Raw genomic sequence first — 22,681 nt, 5'->3', positions numbered from 1 at the left:
TGACTAATCCCACTTTATATGCAGAAAGTTGCAAAAAAATAGCCTTCAATTCTGTAATTTTTTTTCTTTTCGGTGGCGAATTCTACCACTGAATGAATCCAATATCACTGTTTAAGAATTGTCTTAGGACAAGGTTTTATCGAGAAATATTAATTTTTTGGATCGAAATAAATGGACTTAAAAGTTTCGGTTTGACTATAATAAGTTTCACATCGAAACTTAAAATCAAAACTTAAATGTCGAAACGAAATACTCAATTAAGAAGACACGCCATTTCTAACTTGGTTTCTGAACTAGGAGAAGTTAGCGTTGATGAACTTGCTCAGAAATTCGAAACCTCAGAGGTCACGATTAGAAAGGATTTAGCTTCTTTAGAGAAAAACGGCCAACTTCTACGCCGCTATGGCGGTGCGATTGCTATCCCAAAGGAAGTCATTCACGAAGAATTGGGCGCTAATGTTTCGACTCGAAAGTTAAGCTTAGCAAAAGCAGCAGCATCATTGATTCGCGATCATAATCGCATCGTGATCGACAGTGGCAGCACGACGGCTGCGCTGATTCAACAGTTGAATGACAAACGTGGCTTAGTGGTCATGACCAACTCGTTGCATGTTGCTAACGCCCTAAATGAATTAGAGAGCGAACCGACACTGCTGATGACTGGTGGTACTTGGGATACGCACTCAGAGTCCTTTCAAGGCAAAGTGGCCGAATCTGTATTACGAGCTTACGACTTTGACCAACTATTCATCGGTGCGGATGGCATCGATCTCGAGCGTGGAACCACGACATTTAATGAGTTGGTTGGCTTAAGTAAGGTAATGGCAGAAGCGTCACGTGAAGTGATCGTAATGATCGAGTCCGAAAAAATCGGCCGTAAGATCCCAAACTTAGAGCTCGCTTGGCATCAAGTTGATGTGTTGGTGACCGATGCAGATATCCAAGCAGAGCATAAAGTACAGATTGAACAACATGGCGTGAAAGTCATTTGCGCCTAATAATGTAATCAGTTTCATATTTTACTTCCCTCTGGATAAAGGCCTTTGCTTGCTGCCTCTATTTGAAATCATGGCTAGGGAAGAACAAAACTACAAACGGAGATAAACACATGTGTGGAATCGTAGGTGCAGTAGCACAACGAGATGTTGCAGAAATTTTGGTTGAAGGTCTACGCCGCTTAGAGTACCGCGGTTACGACTCTGCTGGCGTTGCGGTTGTTGATGGCGAATCAAACCTAACGCGCGTTCGTCGCTTGGGTAAAGTACAAGAATTGGCTGATGCAGTAGAAGAAGCAAAAGTGATCGGCGGAACTGGTATTGCGCACACTCGTTGGGCGACGCACGGTGAACCTTCTGAAATCAATGCTCACCCACACATGTCTGGTGATATCGCAGTGGTCCATAACGGCATCATCGAAAACCATGAAGAGCTGCGTGAGTTGCTTCAATCTCGTGGCTACGTGTTTGAATCGCAAACGGATACAGAAGTTATCGCACACATGGTTGAGTGGGAACTTCGTACTTCAGAAACGCTATTAGAAGCGGTACAAAAAACAGCAAAACAACTTGAAGGCGCATACGGCACGGTAGCGTTGGATCGCAAAGACCCATCTCGCATCGTAGTAGCACGTTCAGGCAGCCCGATCGTGATCGGTTTTGGTGTAGGTGAAAACTTCCTAGCGTCTGACCAACTTGCATTACTTAACGTTACGCGCCGTTTCATGTACTTAGAAGAAGGTGACGTAGCAGAAATTACTCGCCGTGAAGTCACTGTGTTTGATGCAACGGGTGAGCCAGTTGAGCGTGAAATAGTTGAATCTAATGCAGAGCATGATGCAGGTGATAAAGGTCAATACCGTCACTTCATGCAAAAAGAAATCTATGAGCAACCTAAAGCGTTGATCAACACAATGGAAGGTCGTATCACGGCAGACTCTGTTGTGACAGACGCGATCGGTGTGCACGCGGCAGACATTCTAAGCAAAGTAGAACACGTACAAATCGTGGCGTGTGGTACGTCTTACAACGCAGGTATGACGGCACGTTACTGGTTTGAAGACATTGCAGGCGTTAGCTGTGATGTAGAAATTGCGTCTGAATTCCGTTACCGCAAGTTTGTGACTCGTCCAAACAGCCTATTGATCACGTTGTCTCAGTCTGGTGAAACCGCTGATACGCTAGCAGCACTTCGCCTAGCAAAAGAGAAAGGTTACATGGCGGCGATGACCATCTGTAACGTAGCGGGTTCCTCTTTGGTTCGTGAATCAGATTTTGCATTCATGACTCGCGCTGGTGTTGAAATCGGTGTGGCTTCAACCAAAGCGTTCACGACTCAGCTTTCTGCACTACTTATGCTGGTAACGGCACTGGGTAAAGAGCAAGGTCGCATCAGCAAAGAGAAAGAAAAAGAGATTGTTGAAGCGCTACACGCACTTCCTAAGCAAATCAACGCGGCACTTTCTTTCGAGAAAGAAATTGAAGCACTAGCAACGGATTTTGCAGACAAGCACCACACATTGTTCCTAGGCCGTGGCGAGTTCTACCCAATCGCGATGGAAGCGTCTCTAAAACTGAAAGAGATCTCTTACATCCACGCAGAAGCGTACGCGGCGGGTGAACTAAAACACGGTCCTCTGGCTCTAATTGATGCTGACATGCCAGTTGTTGTGGTTGCACCAAGCAACGACCTACTTGAAAAGCTAAAATCAAACGTTGAAGAAGTGCGTGCGCGTGGCGGCCTTCTATACGTATTCGCAGATGCAGATGCAGGCTTCGAAGGCGATGAGACAATGAAGATCATCACGATGCCTCACGTTAGTGAAATCACGGCGGCGATCTACTACACCATCCCTATGCAGTTGCTGTCTTACTACGTAGCACTGATCAAAGGTACGGACGTAGACCAACCACGTAACCTAGCGAAAGCGGTGACGGTTGAGTAATTACGCTTAACAGCAAAAATCCTGAGCGGCACATGCGAGAGTATGTGCCGCTTTTTTATTTAAGCCCACTTTAAGGGGGGGGGGGGGGAGTTATTGACCCAACTGGTGAGCGGTTAGAATTGCAGAGTAGACATTTTCTGCCGTCACTGGGAATGGCATATTGTGGATGGTTTCTCCCTCGGCCGTTGAGGCTTCGGCGACCTCGCGCAACTTAGCGTGGTTAAGCTCTTTAACGCCCATATCAAATAAGTTGGTTGGTAGACCTACAGAGCGGCAGAATGCAAGAACCGTATTAATCTCTTCCATCGCTGCGTTTTCTAGTACCAGCTGAACAAGTGTGCCGAACGCGACTTTCTCACCATGATAGAGATGATGACACTCTTCAAGCTTAGTTAGGCCGTTATGAATAGCGTGAGCACCCGCTAGACCACTGCTTTCAAAACCGATACCGCTTAGGTATGTATTGGCTTCAATAATGTTTTCTACCGCTTTGGTGCTCACACCATTTTCTACCGCAGCTTTTGCTTTTACACCATCTTCAAGCAAGGTTTCATAGCAAAGTTTCGCAAGCGCTTGTGCTGAACGCGTCGCTAACCCACCAGCCATTGTTGCCTTACCAGAAGTCATATTGGCACGAGCTTCAAAGTAGGTGGAAAGCGCGTCGCCCATCCCCGATACAAGTAAGCGAACTGGGGCTTTGGCGATGACTGACGTATCCATGATGACCATGTCTGGGTTTTTAGGGATCATCAAATATTCTGCAAATTCACCTTCAGGTGTGTATATCACCGCAAGCGCTGAGGTTGGCGCATCAGTCGAGGCAATCGTAGGAACCACCACGACAGGAATTTTGGTGTAAAACGCAACAGCCTTTGCTGTATCTAACGTTTTACCGCCACCAATACCGACAATGACATCATGTTTTTGAGTCGCACAAATGTCCGTGATGCGTTCAATCTCAACGCGCGAACATTCGCCACCAAAAATGTTCATAGTGAGTGGAAGCTTCTCGTCAGCAAAGCTTTGTTTGACGTCATCACCAACCAGGTTAGTCACGAACTCATCAGCAATTACTAACGGACGTTCACCTAATGTTTTCACATAGTGAGCGATAGATGTAAGTACTTGTTCACCTTGGACGTATTTGCTTGGGCTGATAATAATTTTATCCATAATTCAAACCTTTAACCTTTTTTATGTGTGTTTTTGACTGCAATGAAAATCCATTGTAGCGATAAGGTTTATATTAGGTTTGGTGTGGTAAGTGGTTAAGGATATCTCTGATTTTGTTCCATGCTTTTATGACCTCTGTGTCAAACCGACTGTCAGAAGTAATAAGCATCAGCATGCTTTATGGCGACGATCACTATTCAGGAAAATTTGTCGTTTTTTGTTTCATATTGAAACGAGAATGTCGAAGATTTTGTTTCAATATGAAACAGATTGATTTTTGTTGAGTACGCTTTTTCTCTGTTTAAGATGAATTCATACCCTACATAAAAATATAAATGGAATGAGATAGAACGATGAAAAAGTTAATTAACCAAGTCGATGATGTTGTATTGCAGCAAATGGAAGGCCTGGCATTGTCCCGCCCTGAGCTAAAAGCTAACTACGAACCTCGTTACATGTGGCATGAGGAAACGCCGGGGCAAGTGGCATTGGTTTCTGGTGGTGGCTGTGGTCATGAACCTTTACACGCAGGTTTTATTGGTAAAGGCATGCTGACAGGTGCTTGCCCTGGAGAGGTATTTACTTCACCTACGCCAGATCAAATGTACGAATGTGGTAACCAAGTGAATACTGGTGAAGGCGTGCTGTTTATCATTAAAAACTACACCGGTGATGTGTTGAACTTTGAAACGGCCGTGGAGCTGCTTCATACCGATGGTATCAAAGTTGGGGCGGTGTTGGTGGATGACGATGTGGCGGTCAAAGACAGCCTGTACACCGCTGGTCGTCGTGGTGTTGCTGGAACGGTATTAGTTGAGAAGTTAGTTGGTGCTGCCGCGAACAAAGGTTATTCGCTGGAGCAATGTGAAGCACTGGCTCGTCGCGTTAATAATCACTGTCGTTCATTTGGCGTGGCGCTTAATGCTTGTGTTGTGCCAGCTGCGGGTAAACCATCTTTTGTTCTGGAAGATGATGAAGTGGAGTTTGGTGTTGGTATCCATGGTGAACCAGGTATCAAGCGAGTGAAATACACCGACGCCGATACGTTAGTGGATGAGATGTTTGCTGAAGTTGCTGAAAACACGCCTTATCAGCGCACATTGCGTATTTGGAATCGTGACGAAGGTGAATGGGATGAAGTGGAATCCAGCATTGAGCCTTTCGCCGCTGAACACGACTATATTGTGATGGTGAATGGTATGGGCGGAACGCCAATTTCTGAGCTTTACGGAGTGTACCGCCGTCTTGCCCATAACTGCGAGCAAGCGGGGTTCCGTATCGTGCGTAATATGGTCGGTAACTTTTGTACGTCACTTGATATGGAAGGCGTTTCAATTACGTTGCTGAAAGCAGATAAAGAGATGTTGGAGCTGTTTGATGCTCCTGTCGATACGGCTGCGATCAAGTGGTAACAGGGGGGAGCAAACATGCAAATTGAAAAACAACATATCGTTCACTGGTTAGAGTTATGTGCAAAAACGTATCAAGAGAATCAAGATTTTCTGACCGACCTTGATCGTGATATTGGTGACGCAGACCATGGTCTCAATATGAACCGAGGCTTTAAAAAAGTTGCTGAAAAACTGCCGCAATTTGCGGACCAAAATATCGGCAGCATTCTCAAGAATACGGGCATGACCTTGCTTTCTAGTGTCGGTGGGGCAAGTGGCCCGCTGTATGGCACGCTGTTTATTCGCACGGCTGCCGCTGTCGGAACTCGAGAGAAATTAACGTTTGAAGAGTTAGTGGATGCACTAAAAAGCGGTGTGGATGGCGTGGTGTCTCGTGGTAAAGCAGAGCTGGGTGATAAAACCATGTGTGATGTTTGGTTACCCGTCTTAGTTAGCGTGAAGGCGTCGTTAGAAAATGGCATGAGCGCCGATCACTTACTGAATGAAATGGTTGAGCTAGCAGAAACGAACGCGGTTGCCACGATTGAAATGTTGGCGAAAAAAGGGCGAGCAAGCTATCTGGGGGAACGTAGTATTGGTCACCAAGATCCCGGTGCAACCTCTTCTTTGTTAATGATTAAAGGACTCCAGCAGGCAATAGCAGGTAATTAAGATGGTGGGAATTGTAGTTGTATCTCATAGTCGTCGACTTGCAGAAGGGGTGGCAGAACTTGCCACCCAAATGACGCAAGGCAAAGCCAAGCTTGCGATTGCTGCTGGGATTGATGATCCAGAGAACCCGATCGGAACCGATGCCATTGCCGTGATGGAAGCGATTGAGCAGGTACAAGATCAACAAGGGGTTGTTGTGTTGATGGATCTTGGCAGCGCGTTGCTTAGCACGGAAATGGCTCTGGACCTGATTGATGATCATGTGAGGGAAAATGTCACCCTTATCTCGGCACCTATTGTTGAAGGAACCATGGCGGCGTCGGTGGCTGCTGCTGCCGGACTACCTTTATCGACGGTAGTCGAAGAGGCACAGAATGCGTTAAGCGTAAAACAAGAGCATCTTGGTGATCAGCCACTAACATCCGCTGAGATAGCGCCAGTATCAGAAAACTTTGAGCAAGAACGGACATTTGATTGGGTAGTGCAAAATCCGCATGGATTACATGCTCGTCCCGCTGCGGCCATTGTTGGTGCACTCGCGCCTTTCGACTGCCAATTATGGTTGAAAAAAGGCGAGCGCCGTGTGAACGCGAAAAGCTTGAACAGCATTGCGAAACTTGGCGTTCGTAGTCAAGAGACGATCACGCTGTGCGCACTTGGACCTCAATCCAGTGAAGCAATCAAGGCATTTGAAGCCTTAGCTAGTGAGCACTTCGGAGAAAAAGAGGCGGTTGAGCAAGGCATTATCGAATCTGAAGAGAGCACGGATACTTTGCTCGATGACATGGTCCCAAATCAGATTGAAGGTGCTGTTGTTGGTATTCGAGTCAATGACGGTATCGCTACTGCTCCAGTTGTCCTTTTTACTCATGAAATGCCAGCTGTGCCTGAACGTGATTTCCAAAGTGAACAAGATGAAATTGAACGGGTTAAGCATGCGATAGGCGTGGTTGTTCAACATTTGCAGGAGCAAGCGAAGCAGCCGAAAGGGGAAATATTTTCTGCTCATAGCATGATGCTCAGTGACCCAGAGTTATGGGCATCGGTTGAGGCGCGAATTCAAACGGGCATGATAGCCGAGCAAGCTTGGATAGAATCACTGCAAACGTTGGCCGAAGAGTTTCGCCAGGCAGAAAGTCAGTACATGCGGGAGCGTGAAGCAGATGTGCATGATATCGCACGCCAAGTTATGGTCGAAATGACAGGCGTAACGCCTAATGCCATCGACATTCAGGAACCGAGTATTTTGTTGGGCCGCGACCTGATGCCTTCTGATGTGGCCGGGCTTGATAAATCGAAAGTGCTTGGTATCTGTTTGAGTGAGGGAGGGAAAACCTCTCACAGTGCGATTCTTGCTCGTGCGATGGGGATTCCTGCCATCGTTAAAGCTCAGGGCTGCCTTGATGCTGTGCGTGCTGGTCAAGTGGTGACTATTGATGGCTTCCGAGGGCATTTATGGTTCTCTCCTTCAGATGCCGTACAGCAGGAATTAGAAGCTCAGCAAATTGAGTGGCAAAGCATCCGACAACGTGCATTAGCGAGTGCTCAGCAAGCCGCAGTCACCTGTGATGGTGTCCATATTCCAGTATTCGCCAATATTGGTGGACCGAAAGATATTGATGATGCACTAACATCGGGGGCTGAGGGCGTTGGTCTATTTCGGACTGAGTTTCTATTTCAAAACAGTGATGAGTTGCCGACTGAGGAAGCGCAATATCAAGTGTATCGTGATATTGCTGCCGCACTTGGTGATAAGCCACTTACGATTCGTAGTCTAGATGTTGGCGGTGACAAGCCTTTAGCCGCTTATCCTATGCCAGCAGAAGATAATCCATTTTTAGGTTTGAGAGGGGTGCGGTTGTGCCTTCAACATGAGTCATTGTTTACCGCTCAACTTCGAGCCATTCTGAGAGCCTTTCACGAGCAACCGAATATTCAATTGATGATACCGATGGTGGCTCAGGTTGAAGAAGTGAGAAAAGTAACAGCGCTGTTGGCGCATCAAGCAAACCAACTCGGCTTGGATGCGACTCATTTGCCCGTTGGTATTATGATTGAGGTGCCAGCCGCGGTATTAAATGCTGATGCGTTAGCCCAAGAAGTCGACTTTTTCTCTATCGGCACCAATGATTTGACTCAATATGTTATGGCCGCCGATCGAGGTAACGCCGCCGTTGCTGAATTGGTGAACTACTTTGAACCATCGGTACTAAAAGCCATTGAGCTCACGTGTGCAGCAGGCGATCGCGCGGGCATACCGGTTAGTATGTGTGGTGAGATGGCTGGCGATCCAAATGCCACAGAAACATTGCTTCGCTTGGGGTTGCGAAAATTCAGCGCCAGTTCAAGTATGCTCCCGGGACTAAAAGCGCAGATTCGTCAGTTGTCTGTCGATGTTTAGTCGATATCTTATCGTTAGTACATCTGTACCGGCGTGCTTACGCCGGTTTTACTTTCGTAGGAACGCCACTTCTTGGCTTAATACAGCTTCATTTGCTCCTGCAGCCCAAACTTATTAATTTTTCTCCATAAGGTCGTGCGGCCAATTTGCAATGCTTTCGCCATATCATGCATTTTGCCATCACACTGATTCCAAGCCTGAACGATAGCTCTTCTCTCGGCTTCTTCTAACGTGATTACTGGCGTATTTTCTGCGGTATGGCGAGAATTCAGTTTAATGTCTTCAGGAATATCGTTCAGCTTGATTAAGTTGGAACTGCGGTTAAGCAAAATTCGCTCAGTTCGATTTCTTAATTCAGAGTTGTTGCCTGACCAACGAAAATTCATCAACGCTTCCAGTGCGACTGGCTCTATCGAGATCGTCACATTGTGGCGGCGTTCATAATGGCTGATAAGTTGCTGGACGAGAAATTCAATGTCTTCTTTACGCTTTCGTAGTGGTGGAATATGCAGCTCGTTCGAGGAGATTTCATAATAAAGTTGCCGACCAAATGAGCGCTGAGTGACATACTCGCTGATCTCTGAAGAGGTGCTGGTAATAAGTTGAAAATCTACGGGGATCAATCGCAAACTGTCGCTGCGGCTGACGAGCCCAGTTTTTAACAACTTAAGTAGCACGGCTTGTAAATCGGGCGACAGATATTCCACCTTTTCTAAAAAGAGCGTACCGCCATGGGCGAGCTCAAACTTAGAAGGCATGCCTTGCCCTTCGTCGTAGCCTAGGGTTTCTTTGACCAGTTGCTCTGTATTGATGGAGCGACAGTTGAGCGTAATGAATGGCCCTTCTTTGTAGGTGCTTTCGTTATGAATCGCCATGGCGAGAGTGGCTTTTCCTACACCTTCTTCACCCGTAATTAGAATCGGTGATTTGGACTTTATGGCCCGTTTTGCCACGGTAATGACATGCTTCATTTTTCGTGAAATGACGGGCAAAGTGCTGAACGTATAGCGCGCACTGCCACCTATTTGTTGTTGAGCAAGTTCGCGAATTTTATCGATAGGGTGCAAGAACAATAAGTGTGTGCCGTCATTGAGTGGACGCAAGGTGATGATCGCCTCAACAAACTCGCCACGAACCTCTACCGTTGTGAGTTTTCGGTTGATGCTTGCACCCGACTCAATACTATTGAGGACATTTGGCGGGAAGCGTAAAACAGCAAAGACTTCTTTATCCAAGACCTGACTGGCTTCAATGTTTAACAAACGCTCGGACTGGTGATTTACCATGGTTATACGGCTTTCTTCATCCCAGGCCAGAAGGCCGTCATCCATGCATTCTAACGTTGCGTTGTGCGCACAAGTAAGGCGGTTCATGTTTTCTTGTTCCGACTGAATGTGGATTTGCAAGCTGACTTCTTTCGCGCTCGACGCGATGATGACTAAGTCTTCTTTCTTATAGCTTTCCGCTTTTCTGAAAAGGCATGTTGTACCGCGTAATTTGCCAAATTGGTCGAAAACAGGCGCCGCTACAGAGGCATAAGAGTGCAAGTGGCGATTGAAATGTTCGGCAGCAAAAACTTCACACGGGATATGAGTGTTGATACAGAGATTGACTGCATTTGTGCCTATCTTTCCTTCGGAGAGAAAACAGCCTTGTTTTATGCCGAGCGTTTGCATCTCTTGTCGCATAGAGTCGTGCCCGACGGTGGAGAGAATACAGCCGTTGCCATCGGTTACCATCAACACCAGGTCTTCGTCACCAAGCATATCGTACGTATCTTCAAGTACGGTCGTGGCGCATTCGATGAGATGCTCGTTGCGCTTCATTAGAGATGAGAAGGTAAATCCAGAAGCAATATGTGGTTTTGACCAGGTGTAAGGGCTGCATTGCTTTATGCAACGCTCCCACGACTCGAGGACGGGAGTGCGGGAAAATTCTGGAGATACCCAGTGGTGTTTCTGGAAAAACTCCCACTTAGTTTTAGTGTCTTCGATTGAAAGCATGCGATACCGTTTCAATACTAGCGATAGATTGGTCTGATGTTACAGAGACATCGGAATATGGACTGTGATGGCTTTCACGCACGTTGTATAGAAGAATGTGCAAAAAGAGGGGGGAGTTGAGGAGGCTTCCTTGCCAGTTTTTCGATTAAAAAGGGCTGTCTTTGCCGAGCTCATTGCAAATCTCGACAATGGCAAGTGAGAGCCCTGACTTAATGATTTGTTGTTGACGTTGCAGTTGTAGCTGATAAAACTCAAGGTCGATGTCGTCATCTGGTTCGCTGACTTCCAGTTGTACCATACCCATCTTCTTCACCAAGTGCAGTTTCTTAATTGGTTCTAGAATATTCGGGTCAGTGAATTCGTAATCTGAAGCGTCACTATTGAGTTGGTTTTTGAGTTTGATGATGTCTTCGATGTCGTGGTAAATGTCATCGGGGAGCACTCCCAAGCCAAACAATAACTTCAAACGAACAGACAGATCGCCCAGCGGTCCAGAGTCTTGTAACAGCGGACCGACAACCGATTGAACAGCGAAGTTATCTTTACGAAAGATTCTTTGCACCAACCCGTCGATCGAATCGTTAAAAACGTCGACTGCTGCAATGAAAAAGCCTCGTACCGATGGTGCGCTGTTTAATCGCTCAATGATCTCGGTTTCGTTGATGTTATCTGCCATATACTGAATACATTTCTAATTATTAGCTATCCCAACTCTTCAAGCAGAGAAGGACATAGAAGGGGAGCCGAGCTCCCCTAGGTAAATCAAAGTTGGTTGTAAAGTGTCTCGATTTGAGCCACTTCATCACTGTCTTCTGCAAGACCTGTGTATGTCGCTAGCGTCTTCTTCACACCCACTTCTTTTAATGAGGTTTGCAGTTCTACTGCTTGTGGGTCGGTGTCGTTAGTGTACTTCAACGCAGCGGCAATGCCTTTCAAAAGTGTTTTATTTTCAGTGTCATACTCAATTGTACCGAGTAAAGGCTTCACTAATCTATCGTTTGCACCCAATTTTCTAATTGGTTGACGACCTACGCGATCCACCTCATCCACTAAGTATGGGTTGGCAAAGCGTCCTAAAATCTTCTCGATGTAGGCGTTGTGCATGTCACGGTCGAAGCCGTAGCGTTTGATCAGCACTTCACCACTCTCTTGCATCGCCTGTTTTACTTCAGCGTGAATGCTTGGGTCTTCAATTGCTTCACGAATGGTGCGATGGCCTTTCAAGCAACCTAGGTAAGCGGTAATGCAGTGGCCTGTATTGAGAGTGAATAGCTTGCGTTCTACGAATGCCATTAGGTTGTTGGTTCTTTCCATGCCAGCTATGTCAGGGATTTCGCCCTTGAATTGCTGCTCATCCACAATCCATTCGCTAAAACTCTCTACAGTGACTTCTAGTGGGTCATCGTTCGCCGCTTCTGCTGGTGGTACGATGCGGTCCACTGCGGAGTCGACGAAGCCAACTAGCTCGTCTGCTTTCGCGTGTAATGATTCATCCAAATGTTTGTACACTTCACCTTTTAGGTGAGTCGTGCCACGAACCATGTTTTCGCACGCGATGATGTTCAATGGTTTATCGTTACCTGCTGCAAAGCGTTTAGCAATGCCGGTAGCGATGGTTTTTGCAATGATGTCCAGTACGTTAGGGCCAACCGCTGTTGTTACCAAGTCGGTTTTTACAATGCGGTCGATGACATCTTCACTGGCTGAGTTTACCGCGGTGACGTGAGTTACTGTGTCGATTTGGCACTCAGTACCGACCACTTTTACTTTGTATTCTTGCTTGTGACTCAGTTGGTCGACGAGTGGAGCGTCAACGTCTGCAAATGTGACCTCGACTTCTGCATCTGCTAAGAGTTTTCCGATGAAGCCACGACCAATGTTACCTGCGCCAAAATGAACTGCGTTTTTCATAATTCTTACCTACCAATGTCTAAAATGTTGACTTACGAAACTAGGGGGAGGCCAACCGCATAGGGGGTGACAGCTGACCTCATTTGCCTCAGGAGCAAATTAAAGGGGTAATTAAGCCGCTTGTTGACCGCCAAGGATGTTCAGAATCTCTTCCACATCGTTGGTGCTGGTTAGCTTCTCAATTGCCTCCGGCTCATCGAGCGCGTTCGTAATGGTGGTAATCACCTGGATGTGCTCATCGTTCTTAGCGGCAATGCCGATAACCAGTTTCGCTACATCATCGTCGTCTTCAGTAAATTGGATACCCGATGGGTATTGGCAGATTACAATGCCGGTTTTCTTCACGCGGTCTTTCGCTTCTACCGTGCCGTGAGGCACTGCGATAGATTCGCCTAGGTAAGTTGGAACCAATGCTTCACGCTCAAACATCGCGTCTACGTATTCTGGTTCTGCGTAGCCAAGTTCGACCAACTTGTTACCCGCGAAGCGAATCGCTTCTTCTTTGTTGGCAGCTTTCAAACCTAGGTGAATGTTTTCACGCTGGATTTGGAACACCGACGTTTGCTGTGGCTCGAAGTTGTCGTCGTTTGCTGCCACGAGCGAAACTTTTACCATTTGGTCGTCATTGGCTGCGGATTGGTTTTGCGCTGCTAGTAGTTTGGTGACTAGCTGGTTGTACATCTCGCTGTCTAGGAAGTTAGTCAATGAAATGTGGTGTGCGTTTGGAGCATGCTTACGTGCACGATCCGTTAAGTCTTTATGAGTAATCACGATATCTGCACTCTCTGGTAAGCTGTTAATGGCAAGGTTGGTTACGTGGATGTTCAGACCTGCGTCTTGAACCTTTTTGCGTAGCATGCTCGCGCCCATTGCACTCGAGCCCATGCCCGCATCACAAGCGACAATGATGCTTTGTACTGTCGCTAGGTCTACGTCACCTTTGCTTTGGCTGTTTACCACCGCATCGTTTTTAGATGCAGATTTCATGTCTTTCATTTGTGATGTTGCTTTCTCTAGTGCTGCTTCATCACCGTCTTCTTCTGTTGACGTTTGAGTCTTCATTAGCAGTGCTGCTACGGCGAATGACACGCCTGTTGCTGCTGCGATAGACGCTAGAACACCAACGATTGAGCCTTTCTGAGTCATCAACAAGATTGCAAAGATTGAACCTGGTGATGCTGGAGAAACGATACCTGCGTTAAAGATAGTTAGAACGAATACGCCAGTCATACCACCTGCGATAGCCGCAAGGATTAGGCGAGGGTTCATTAGGATGTATGGGAAGTAAATCTCGTGGATACCGCCGAAGAAGTGGATGATTGATGCACCACCTGCCGTTTGACGAGCCGTACCTTTACCAAACACCATGTAAGCTAGCAGGATACCTAGACCAGGACCTGGGTTTGCTTCGATTAGGAAGAAGATCGATTGACCTGTTTCAGACGCTTGTTGGATACCCAGTGGAGAGAAAATACCGTGGTTGATCGCATTGTTTAGGAACAGGATCTTCGCAGGTTCAACGAAGATTGAAGTCAGTGGTAGTAGGTGAGCAGAAACTAGGAAGTTAACGCCAGCCGCCAAGCCACCAGAAAGAATTTTTACGAATGGACCGATAAAGATGAAAGCAAGGATCGCACATAGCATGCCGATGATGCCCGCAGAGAAGTTGTTAACCAACATCTCGAAGCCACTTTTTACTTTACCATCGATGTAGTTATCGAATTTCTTGATAGCCCAGCCGCCCATTGGGCCGACCATCATTGCCCCCATAAACATTGGGATGTCTGTGCCGACAATCACACCCATTGTTGTGATTGCACCGACTACCGCACCACGATCGCCACCAACTAATTTACCACCGGTGTAACCGATAAGTAGTGGCAGCAAGTAGGTAATCATTGGGCCAACCATAGAGGCTAACGTTTCGTTTGGTAGCCATCCAGTTGGGATAAATAGAGCAGTGATAAAGCCCCACGCGATAAACGCGCCGATGTTTGGCATTACCATGTTTGACAGAAAACGACCAAAATTTTGTATCTTGATCTTGGCATCTGGTGATATCATAACAATTCCCCGTTCGATGTTCTGATGTATCTTGTTGTAGTAAACGGTTCGCCAAAACCGTTTGTTTGATTGCTTAGTACCCAATCAATTTACCACACATTTTCCAATTGGAACTGACAACGGGTTTTTTGTGATCTACGCCCGCATTTCTTAGGCTGAGAAACGGTTTTTAAGTGACCAAGTTCAACTTATTAACTTGTAACTTAATAACAAAAAGCAACTTTCAAACCTGTCAATAAAAATCTTAGTGATCAATCCGATCTTCTGACAAATTTAAAATAAAAATACTTTGTGACTTTGATCACTTTTGATTTTTTTTGAAATTCGAATTAAATGCTTGTGATGATCAATATCACGTTTTGTGTTGAGTTGTGGTGGATTTAAAGTGTGACTTGGATCTGTTTTTGTTTTTTGTGAAAGTTTGTGACGGAATTGGTGAGATAAATGCTATCTAGATCTTTCGATAGATTGTATCTATAAGAGTCTTTTCGGCGCACTTCACGGAGCACGCCTAATTAGTTGATGAAAGGGTAAATAAAGAGAGTCGCCACACGGTTCTTCTTGTGATTCCCAACTCTCTACTTAATCACTGTTCTTAATCATCGTTGCTATTAGTATGATAGACGAGGTAGTCATGAGCTTGCTCGCGTCCCATATACCTTGCCAACGTCTTTTCTTGAACATCGCGCAAATCCACCATAATCAATCCATCTAGAGCGTTATTGAATGCAGGGTCGACGTTGAAGCATACCAGCTTGCCATTGAGGCTTAAGTACTGACGCAGCAAAACGGGCACTCCTTTCCCTTCATCGATTCTGGCAATGACACGTGACAATAGCTGTAAATCACCCAGAGCAGTGAGCATGCTGGTGTTCCAGTCACGGTGGTGCTCAGGAAGTGGGTTAGAAGGTGTGACGTACTCTGCGCAATTGTTGTCGTAGTGGTGCAGTGTCATTGATTGAGCCAGTAATTGACGTGCAGTATCGCTATAATCGTTGCTAATGCTTACCGGACCAAATAGGTGAGTGTAATCTGGGTTTTGATGAACGAACGTTGCGATGCCTTTCCACAGTAGCAGTAGCGCGCTCATGCTCTTTTGATATTGCTGTGCAATCACAGAGCGCCCCATCTCAATGGATTTACCCATTTGGTCGATAAAGCGTTGGTCATAGTTAAACAACGTTCGTGAATACAGACCTGCTACGCCGCGCTTTTCAATCAGTTGATCAACCAGACCTAAACGATACGCGCCCACCAAGCATTGGTTCTCTCTGTCCCACACAAACAGATGCAGGTAATCATGATCGAAATGGTCAATGTCTATTGCTAGTCCAGTCCCTTCGCCAACTTGTCGGAAATTGAGCTCACGTAGGCGACCAATTTCATGCAGTAGGGAAGGGATACTCTGCGACTCCGTGCAGTAAACATCGAACTCACCACTTGTTAGCAGCTTGGACTCTTTTGGTAAGTTGTTCAGTTCTTCAAGCAATTCGCCTACGGGTAACCCTGCCGCTATTGGTGAGAGCCGTTCTGATGAGGAAGAGGGCTTCACCGATTGGATTTCACGATTGAGTAAGTAAGTGTTGAGCCGCAAATAGTTCACTACTTGATCATCGTTAAGCGTGTTGATCTCTTTAAATTTTATCGCTTGGCCAAAGGATAAGTTGATGGTTTGCGCCTGTTTGTTCAGCAGTTCTCGCCCAAGCAGTAGGGTGCGCAAAAGTGGATGGATTTTCCCTGCCATATAGAAGCGTTTCGAGTTCTGACCACTGATGAATACTGGAACTGTCGTTGCTTTGTTTTTGCGGATCAGGCTACTTACGCTTCGACTCCACGCTTTGTCTTCCAAGCGTTGCTGTTTGGCATCGACTAACTGGGAAACCTCACCGGCAGGAAAGACAAGCAATAAGCCGCCACTTGCGAGGTGTTTATTAGCCGCTCTGAGGGCCTTCATATTCGATTTGACGGCGTCTCTGCCTTCAAACACATCGACACCAATGAAGAGCTGATCTAACTCTGGTACGGTTTTCAGGTATTGATTGGCTAGAATTTGGATATCGTCTCGTACCATCAACAAGAGTTCGGCCAAGATGACGCCTTCCACACAACCAAGCGGGTGGTTCGCCACAATGACGGTAGCTCCTTGTTTAGGTACTGAGTCGAGTGAACCATGAGCAATGCGATAATCGATACCTAAGATATCCAGCGTGAAGCGGAGAAAAGTTTTGATATCGGCATTAACGGGGCGTTGGGCGTAGAACTTATCAAGTTGGTTTAAACCGGTTGCCCATTCAGCAACGTTTTCACCAATGCCAAACGGCGTTTTACGTGGGAGACGAAAAGGGGTCGAACTATCCATATTTACCTCAGCGTACAAGTTGCTGATTGGATAGTAGAAATTACAGATGACAATTCAGAGGCAAAAGCATGAGCCTTTGGTGACAAACCAATGAAGCTTTATTGACTAAAGAAAACGGTATATCACTGTGCTATGAATCAAAACTCGCGTTATGTCTCCCTCTTAAAACAAGAGATAGGCTATCTTATCTAGAACAAAGATTAAGCTAAGTTGATATTTATCAGGGGGAAATAATGGAACGAGTTTCCAATAAAGCAGCACTTTGGATTGGGCTAAGTTTGATACTTGGTCTTGGCATACTTGGCTATTTTATGCAGCAGACGGCGGTGAAATACCGAGCCTATGAAAGAGTCGTGACAGTAAAAGGTTTGTCGGAGCGTGAGTATCCTGCTGATACGGTGATTTGGCCGATTCAATTTACTCTAGCGAGTAATGATATGGGAGCCATGTTTGATGAAATTGACCAGCAAACTCGTTTGATTTTGGACTTTCTAAGTGCCAAAGGGCTTCCTGAAACCAGCGTTTCCCTTTCTTCCCCAGCGGTCATTGACAGAAAAGCACAGCAATATGGGAGCGAGCAAGACATTGAGTATCGTTATTTGGCCTCGCGAACCGTTACGGTTTATAGCCAGAGTGTTGATGTTGTTCGAGCGGCAATCAATGAAATAGGTGAGCTAGGAAAGCAAGGCGTTTTGCTTAACCAAGATCCTTATGCAAATCGTGTTGAGTACAGCTTTACTAAGCTGAATGATGTGAAGCCAGACATGATCGAAGAAGCGACTAAGAATGCGCGTGAAGTGGCTGAGAAATTTGCGAAAGACTCACAGAGTTCACTGGGTAAGATCAAACGTGCAACTCAAGGGCAGTTCTCGATTTATGACCGAGACAGCAACACGCCTTACATTAAGAAAGTACGAGTGGTATCGACGGTTCAATATTACTTATCTGATTAAAGTTGCGCTCATATAGTCAATAGTTGGTCGTTCCATCACCTTCTATTTGTAGAGGTATCTATGCTCTGTGATAGGGAAATCAGTCTTCGCTGACGCTATATACAAGTACTTTTTTATAAAACTAAGTTTTTAACAGTGATGAGGTGAGTTTGATAATAATCAAGCTCACTTGTTTCTTATGAGCGTAAGTTAGTATGACTTATTGCTAGAAGGAATTAGTATCATGGCATACAAGCACTTTGTTAGAGAACTACTGGGTTTAGCGATTGTTGTCTCTGTCGTCTTTGGCGTATTAGGCGTGATGTTAGAGCTCTTCGCACTGACGGCACTTTGGGAGCATCAGCAAACGATAGCCGATGTTTTTTTCCATGAATCTCTCTACTTCATCGTATTTTTAATCCCACCATACTTCCTCTGGAAGTTGATTAACCGCCCTGAATTGGTTTCTGCTGATCAAGCTTATTTGGCAATGAAGTTAGAGGCTGAAAGTCGACAATGAGTCGATTTAGTGAGTAATGAAAAGAAGAGGCTATGAGAAAACATTAGCCTCTTTTCTATCTGATTCGTGGGGCAAAGTATTCGCTGCTTTATTGATTAAAAAGCTGCTTCGATTGTGCCTTTGAACGTACGATCGAGATAATCACGAATCGCTTGAGATTGATAAATAGAAACGAACTTTTTATACGCTTCATTATTTTTGTCTGCGTCACGAGTGGCGATGACCATGACTGCTAATGGGGCGTCTTTTGCTTCAAGATAGATACTTTGTTTCTTCGGATCTAAACCAGAAGACATTACGTAGTTCATTGTAATCGCAGCCGCGTCCACATCATCTAATGTTCTTGGTAGCTGAGCGGCATCTACCTCGACAAATTCAAATGATTTTGCGTTTTTTGTGATATCAGTTAGGGCGGCTTTATGGCCAACACCCTGTTTCAGCTCAATTAAACCTGCATCGGCGAGTAGCAACAGACCACGACCACCGTTGGTAGGGTCATTTGGAAGCGCTATACGTGCATTGTTTGGAAGCTCTTGCAGTGAGCGATACTTATTGGAATAAAGCCCCATACGCATAAGAATGGACTGACCAATTGATACTAATTGGGCGTTATGGCTACTGTTGAAGTTGTCTAAAAATGGCTGGTGCTGATAGCTATTAATATCGATGCTACCATCGCTAAGAGCGGCATTAGGTGTCACGTAGTCAGAAAACTCAATGACTTCGACATTCAAACCTTGCTTCGCTGCCTCCTTCGCTACCGCCTCGACTACTTGTGCATGTGGTCCAACTGTCGCGCCCACTTTAATGACAGAGTCATCTTTTTCTCCACAAGCGCTTAAGCCGACTACTGCCGTGAGAATCAAAGCTAGTTTCTTTAAGTGACCAATACTTTTCATTGTAGCTCCATTTTTGATTTAGACGTCCATACGTTTATATGTCCATACTATCAGAAGTTGTCTGAGGGTCAATGGTTTAAATCACGAGCGGACATTTTGTTTCATTGCTACAAAAATTTGTATGATGTTTTGGGGCTTAATTTTTGATCAAGCTGAGTGGAAGGTCAAAAAGTGTTACTGACGGGAAGTGTAGAGCCTCGAGAAGCTGCATTAGGCGTAGATATCATTACTCATTCGATAGTTGCTGCAGAGCTGAGCTTTTCGAATGTCATATCACCAACGCAGAAGTTCTCCTTAACTTGCTTAAGTAACCCAACAAGTGAAATTACACCGCCTCATCAATGAAATCTAAACCTGTTAGATCTTCTGAGAAACCGATACCTGTCAACTTATGTTCGGTCACTAATTCTCGAAGTATATCTGTACAGAATAGGTTTACGGGGCCTTCCTCTACTGACTTGAAGATATATTTATCTTGAGTATCTTCTTCGTCGAAGACTAGTGTCTCCAATCCTATCAATTCACCGTATTCAACTTTGGGAATCGTTAACTGTTTGTTCTCTCTTGCGAATGTCAGTGCTGTATAGAAATACCAAGTTTCACTACCTACATTGATCGGCAAAAACTCTCCACATGTCGACAACTTGTTATGTAAGTAATTGAATGCTTTGGGTGAAAATATGAGGAATGTATTACACCAAATACTTATATCTGGAGTTTCCGAATCTTTCTTGAGAACATCTGCAAACTCCGAATTAACCTTACCCCATATCGGTTGGAGTGATGAATTGTGCGAAGGTTGATGCAGTATGTCTCTTACAAGCTCAAAGTCACCTAATTGTTCAGCTAGGTCACTAGGCAATAATGAAAGAGTTTTAAACTTAGCAGGATCTTCTGTGATTCTATAAACAGTCATGAGCCATTCCAACTTACATCTTTTTTCTGAGTAATCTTTGAAGGGTATTCTCCATCCTTCAAGCTCATTTTAATCCTATTTAATCGAGCTATTACCATCTGTTTTGTCATACCACCAGTCACAAATATTCTTGCGATCCAGTTCTCATAGTTAAATCGATGTATTGAACGGTGTGCCGGTGATTTTGGGTCAACCCAATTCAAGTCGTTGTTCTTTTTGAAGTTAATCATCCAGATCCCATTTCTTGGATCATTTATACCTATTTGGTGCATGTGCAGCTCAAGTCGAGCTGCCTGAATTGCTGTTTGTTTGAACCGACCTTTTCCTGGAATAATGTGGTGGGCTTACGAATATTCTGGACCGGGTTAATTGCCAGGCCGATCCCCCACTCTTTAATCGCAATGTTGTACAGGTGACTGAGCAGGGTCAGGTCAATGCGTACGGTGTTAGGTGAGCGTGGCTTAGGGGCCGGGTTACCTCTGGCGTCGCAACGATCCAGGCCAGCTAACCGGTCGTCTCGATACTTGGCAATGATTTCGGGCGTCAGGCGGCCAGGGAGTATTTTCCCAGGGCTTTGATGAGCGGTTTGGAATGTCTCGCGTCACAGGCAGCGGTCGCCGGTCGTTTGGTAGGTGAGATTTCTGCCAGGTAGCGTTTTAATGCTTCTTCAATGGTGAGGCGTTCAGACGAGGAACGTTTGATGTAGACGCCACGTACAATTTCATCTTCGGTACGTCTTGCCCAATCCTCTGCATCGCGTTTGAGACGAAAAGTTTTAGACGTCGTCGGCCAGCCAGTTTTTCGAATAACGGCTTTCCAGGTACCAGAAGAGGTTTTAACTAAAGTTGCCATGTGAGTACTCCCGAATGCGTACTGTACTGATTTTGTACCTCGGGACGGAATAAAAGGCAACATTCAAAGAAGGGTAAGCGAAGTGCTTGATTTGAATGGTGGCCCCTCGCAGACTTGAACTGCGGACCAATCGATTATGAGTCGTAAAATATCTCGTTTCATGGAATCTCGAATTATCTCACAACTTGTCAAAATCATTGAATTTTAAGCGGTTGATAGACTTGCCTTATCGCATGTTATCTCACAAACTGTCATTAAGCGACTTCCTAACTACACCCACAACTACACCCAATTTAGCACTGGGTGTAGTTGCGCAACAAAGGATATGCCATGGCAATTACGCAAAAAGAGATTGTGGGGCTCAAGCCGAAAAGTAGTGCTTACTATGTTTGGGATGATGACAGAACAAAAGGCTCTGGGCGTCTGGGAGTAAAGGTTTTCACCAGTGGCAATAAAGGTTTTGTCTTCCGTTACTACCGTCAGAGCAAGCGTCTCTTTATTCAGTTAGGTCGATTTCCGGCGCTGAGCCTTGTTGATGCACGGAAAGAGGCGCACAAACTGGGCTTAATGCTTAAGCAGGGACTCGATCCTAAATTTGAATTAGCCAACGCAGAGAAAAAGCGTGAAGCCACCCGACGTGAAGAAGAACGTAAGGGTAGCATAGAGCTATTGTTTCAAAGTTACGTGAACCAGATGAAAAAAGAGGGGAAAAGAACTTATCAAAATGTTTATCGCTCGCTGGAGAAGGAGGTTTATCCATTTATTTCTAGAGAAACGAAAGCTTGCGATGTAACTACTGCTGACATTGTTACGATTCTCGCTCACATGATACAACGTGGTGCTGCAACACAGAGCAATCGGGTCAGAAGCTACCTTCATGCCGCATTTAACTACGGCCTTTCACATGATAATGACCCTGCGAATTACTTGAGAGACGCTAAGTTTGGTCTCGCTTTTAACCCAGTATCCTCTATACCAAAACAAAAAGACGCAGAACGAGTGGGAGAGCGCTATCTAACGTTCACAGAACTACACCAGTTTATGCAAGACATTGAGTTTGACATTGAAGGGGTTCGAGCCTCAGAAATGATGCGATGTCTTATTCTTCTTTGTATTCATACTGGAGGGCAGAGGCCTTATGAGATTGCAGCATCAAAATGGACAGCAATCAACTGGGATGAACGAACCTTGCTTATCACACCAGATCTTTCGAAAAACAAGCGTAGCCACTTGGTTCCTCTAACTGACTCAGCTATGTCGCTCTTAAGGAGGTTAAGAGAAAGAGAGTCAACCAGTCCCTTTATCTTCCCTCATTATAAAGACGAAAATGACCACGTTCGCTTAGATTCATTGAGCCAAACCATTGCTCGTTATAGAGATGATCACCCTCACTTTGAGCATTTTATCCCTAGAGATTTACGCCGCACATGTAAAACCCTGATGGGAGAGCTTGGCATAAGTAAGGCATTGAGAGATAGGCTGCAAAACCATGCGCTCAATGATGTGAGCTCAAAACATTACGATAGATACGAATATTTGGCTGAGAAGCGGCATGCTTTGGGTTTGTGGGAAAGTAAATTATCTAGATTTGAAGAAACGGGTTCAAACGTGGTTAGTCTTTGATAAAGTGGGCTTGACGTTCGCACT

The 22,681-nt window shown here is 45.4% G+C and carries 18 protein-coding genes; 8 read left to right on the top strand and 10 right to left on the bottom strand.

The features are described 5' to 3' along the window. Nucleotides 1-236: 236 nt before the first annotated feature. Together R7Q46_RS09445 and glmS are read left to right on the top strand one after the other, a co-directional pair. The gene (locus tag R7Q46_RS09445; RefSeq protein WP_005379701.1) at nt 237-998 is read left to right on the top strand and encodes a DeoR/GlpR family DNA-binding transcription regulator; all 762 of its coding nucleotides are present in this window, start codon (nt 237-239) and stop codon (nt 996-998) included. Nucleotides 999-1,108: 110 nt separating this feature from the next. After that, entirely contained in the window at nt 1,109-2,941 is a 1,833-nt protein-coding gene (glmS, locus tag R7Q46_RS09440; protein WP_033906046.1) for a glutamine--fructose-6-phosphate transaminase (isomerizing), read from the top strand. A gap of 90 nt (nt 2,942-3,031) precedes the next feature. Here glmS and R7Q46_RS09435 read toward each other — a convergent pair whose 3' ends face one another. Next, on the bottom strand, nt 3,032-4,114 hold the full coding sequence (locus R7Q46_RS09435; RefSeq protein WP_005379703.1) for a glycerol dehydrogenase: 1,083 nt from the start codon (nt 4,112-4,114) through the stop codon (nt 3,032-3,034). A 353-nt stretch (nt 4,115-4,467) separates the two neighbouring features. On the opposite strand from R7Q46_RS09435, the gene dhaK reads away from it, so the two are divergent. The 3 genes from dhaK to ptsP are packed head-to-tail and all read left to right on the top strand — an operon-like array spanning nt 4,468 to nt 8,578. Continuing rightward, a complete protein-coding gene (gene dhaK / locus R7Q46_RS09430) occupies nt 4,468-5,526 on the top strand; it encodes a dihydroxyacetone kinase subunit DhaK (RefSeq protein WP_020904270.1) in 1,059 nt (352 codons plus the stop codon). Between the two features lie 15 nt (nt 5,527-5,541). Next, nucleotides 5,542-6,177, top strand: a complete 636-nt coding sequence (gene dhaL / locus R7Q46_RS09425; RefSeq protein ID WP_318077465.1) for a dihydroxyacetone kinase subunit DhaL — start codon at nt 5,542-5,544, stop codon at nt 6,175-6,177. Between the two features lies 1 nt (nt 6,178). Then, complete coding sequence (gene ptsP, locus R7Q46_RS09420; RefSeq protein ID WP_318077464.1) at nt 6,179-8,578, top strand: phosphoenolpyruvate--protein phosphotransferase; 2,400 nt, start codon at nt 6,179-6,181, stop codon at nt 8,576-8,578. Nucleotides 8,579-8,655: 77 nt separating this feature from the next. Here ptsP and dhaR read toward each other — a convergent pair whose 3' ends face one another. The 5 genes from dhaR to R7Q46_RS09395 all read right to left on the bottom strand — a co-directional run bounded on the left by dhaR (nt 8,656) and on the right by R7Q46_RS09395 (nt 16,915). Next, on the bottom strand, nt 8,656-10,581 hold the full coding sequence (gene dhaR, locus R7Q46_RS09415; protein ID WP_318077463.1) for a dihydroxyacetone kinase operon transcriptional regulator DhaR: 1,926 nt from the start codon (nt 10,579-10,581) through the stop codon (nt 8,656-8,658). A gap of 145 nt (nt 10,582-10,726) precedes the next feature. Beyond that, a complete protein-coding gene (locus tag R7Q46_RS09410) occupies nt 10,727-11,257 on the bottom strand; it encodes an MltR family transcriptional regulator (RefSeq protein ID WP_005379708.1) in 531 nt (176 codons plus the stop codon). An 86-nt stretch (nt 11,258-11,343) separates the two neighbouring features. Then, nucleotides 11,344-12,492, bottom strand: coding sequence for a mannitol-1-phosphate 5-dehydrogenase (locus R7Q46_RS09405; RefSeq protein WP_318077462.1), 1,149 nt, complete (start codon nt 12,490-12,492; stop codon nt 11,344-11,346). Between the two features lie 111 nt (nt 12,493-12,603). Then, nucleotides 12,604-14,556, bottom strand: coding sequence for a PTS mannitol transporter subunit IICBA (locus tag R7Q46_RS09400; protein WP_005379710.1), 1,953 nt, complete (start codon nt 14,554-14,556; stop codon nt 12,604-12,606). 595 nt (nt 14,557-15,151) lie between these two features. Continuing rightward, entirely contained in the window at nt 15,152-16,915 is a 1,764-nt protein-coding gene (locus R7Q46_RS09395; RefSeq protein WP_318077461.1) for a lysophospholipid acyltransferase family protein, read from the bottom strand. Nucleotides 16,916-17,148: 233 nt separating this feature from the next. Here R7Q46_RS09395 and R7Q46_RS09390 point away from each other — a divergent pair, with 233 nt between their 5' ends. Together R7Q46_RS09390 and R7Q46_RS09385 are read left to right on the top strand one after the other, a co-directional pair. Continuing rightward, nucleotides 17,149-17,868 (top strand): SIMPL domain-containing protein, encoded by a 720-nt coding sequence (locus R7Q46_RS09390; protein WP_005379714.1) that lies wholly within the window; start codon nt 17,149-17,151, stop codon nt 17,866-17,868. A 223-nt stretch (nt 17,869-18,091) separates the two neighbouring features. Then, entirely contained in the window at nt 18,092-18,367 is a 276-nt protein-coding gene (locus R7Q46_RS09385; protein ID WP_005379716.1) for a hypothetical protein, read from the top strand. A gap of 95 nt (nt 18,368-18,462) precedes the next feature. Here R7Q46_RS09385 and R7Q46_RS09380 read toward each other — a convergent pair whose 3' ends face one another. The 4 genes from R7Q46_RS09380 to R7Q46_RS09370 all read right to left on the bottom strand — a co-directional run bounded on the left by R7Q46_RS09380 (nt 18,463) and on the right by R7Q46_RS09370 (nt 21,034). Further along, a complete protein-coding gene (locus R7Q46_RS09380) occupies nt 18,463-19,266 on the bottom strand; it encodes a MetQ/NlpA family ABC transporter substrate-binding protein (protein WP_017633488.1) in 804 nt (267 codons plus the stop codon). Nucleotides 19,267-19,591: 325 nt separating this feature from the next. Continuing rightward, nucleotides 19,592-20,182 carry a hypothetical protein gene (locus tag R7Q46_RS09375; protein ID WP_064377420.1) on the bottom strand — a complete coding sequence of 197 codons (591 nt, stop codon included), beginning with the start codon at nt 20,180-20,182 and terminating at the stop codon, nt 19,592-19,594. Beyond that, nucleotides 20,179-20,481 (bottom strand): AHH domain-containing protein, encoded by a 303-nt coding sequence (locus R7Q46_RS30795; RefSeq protein ID WP_404764861.1) that lies wholly within the window; start codon nt 20,479-20,481, stop codon nt 20,179-20,181. Before R7Q46_RS30795 ends, R7Q46_RS09375 begins: the two co-directional genes overlap by 4 nt. 244 nt (nt 20,482-20,725) lie before the next feature. Continuing rightward, entirely contained in the window at nt 20,726-21,034 is a 309-nt protein-coding gene (locus tag R7Q46_RS09370) for a hypothetical protein (RefSeq protein ID WP_236716964.1), read from the bottom strand. Nucleotides 21,035-21,364: 330 nt separating this feature from the next. On the opposite strand from R7Q46_RS09370, the gene R7Q46_RS09365 reads away from it, so the two are divergent. Next, entirely contained in the window at nt 21,365-22,657 is a 1,293-nt protein-coding gene (locus R7Q46_RS09365) for a tyrosine-type recombinase/integrase (protein ID WP_318077460.1), read from the top strand. Nucleotides 22,658-22,681 lie beyond the last annotated feature (24 nt).

The sequence above is a fragment of the Vibrio sp. 811 genome (assembly GCF_033339195.1).
The sequence above is the reverse complement of the archived record's forward strand: the minus strand, read 5'-3'. Positions and strand labels throughout refer to the sequence as shown.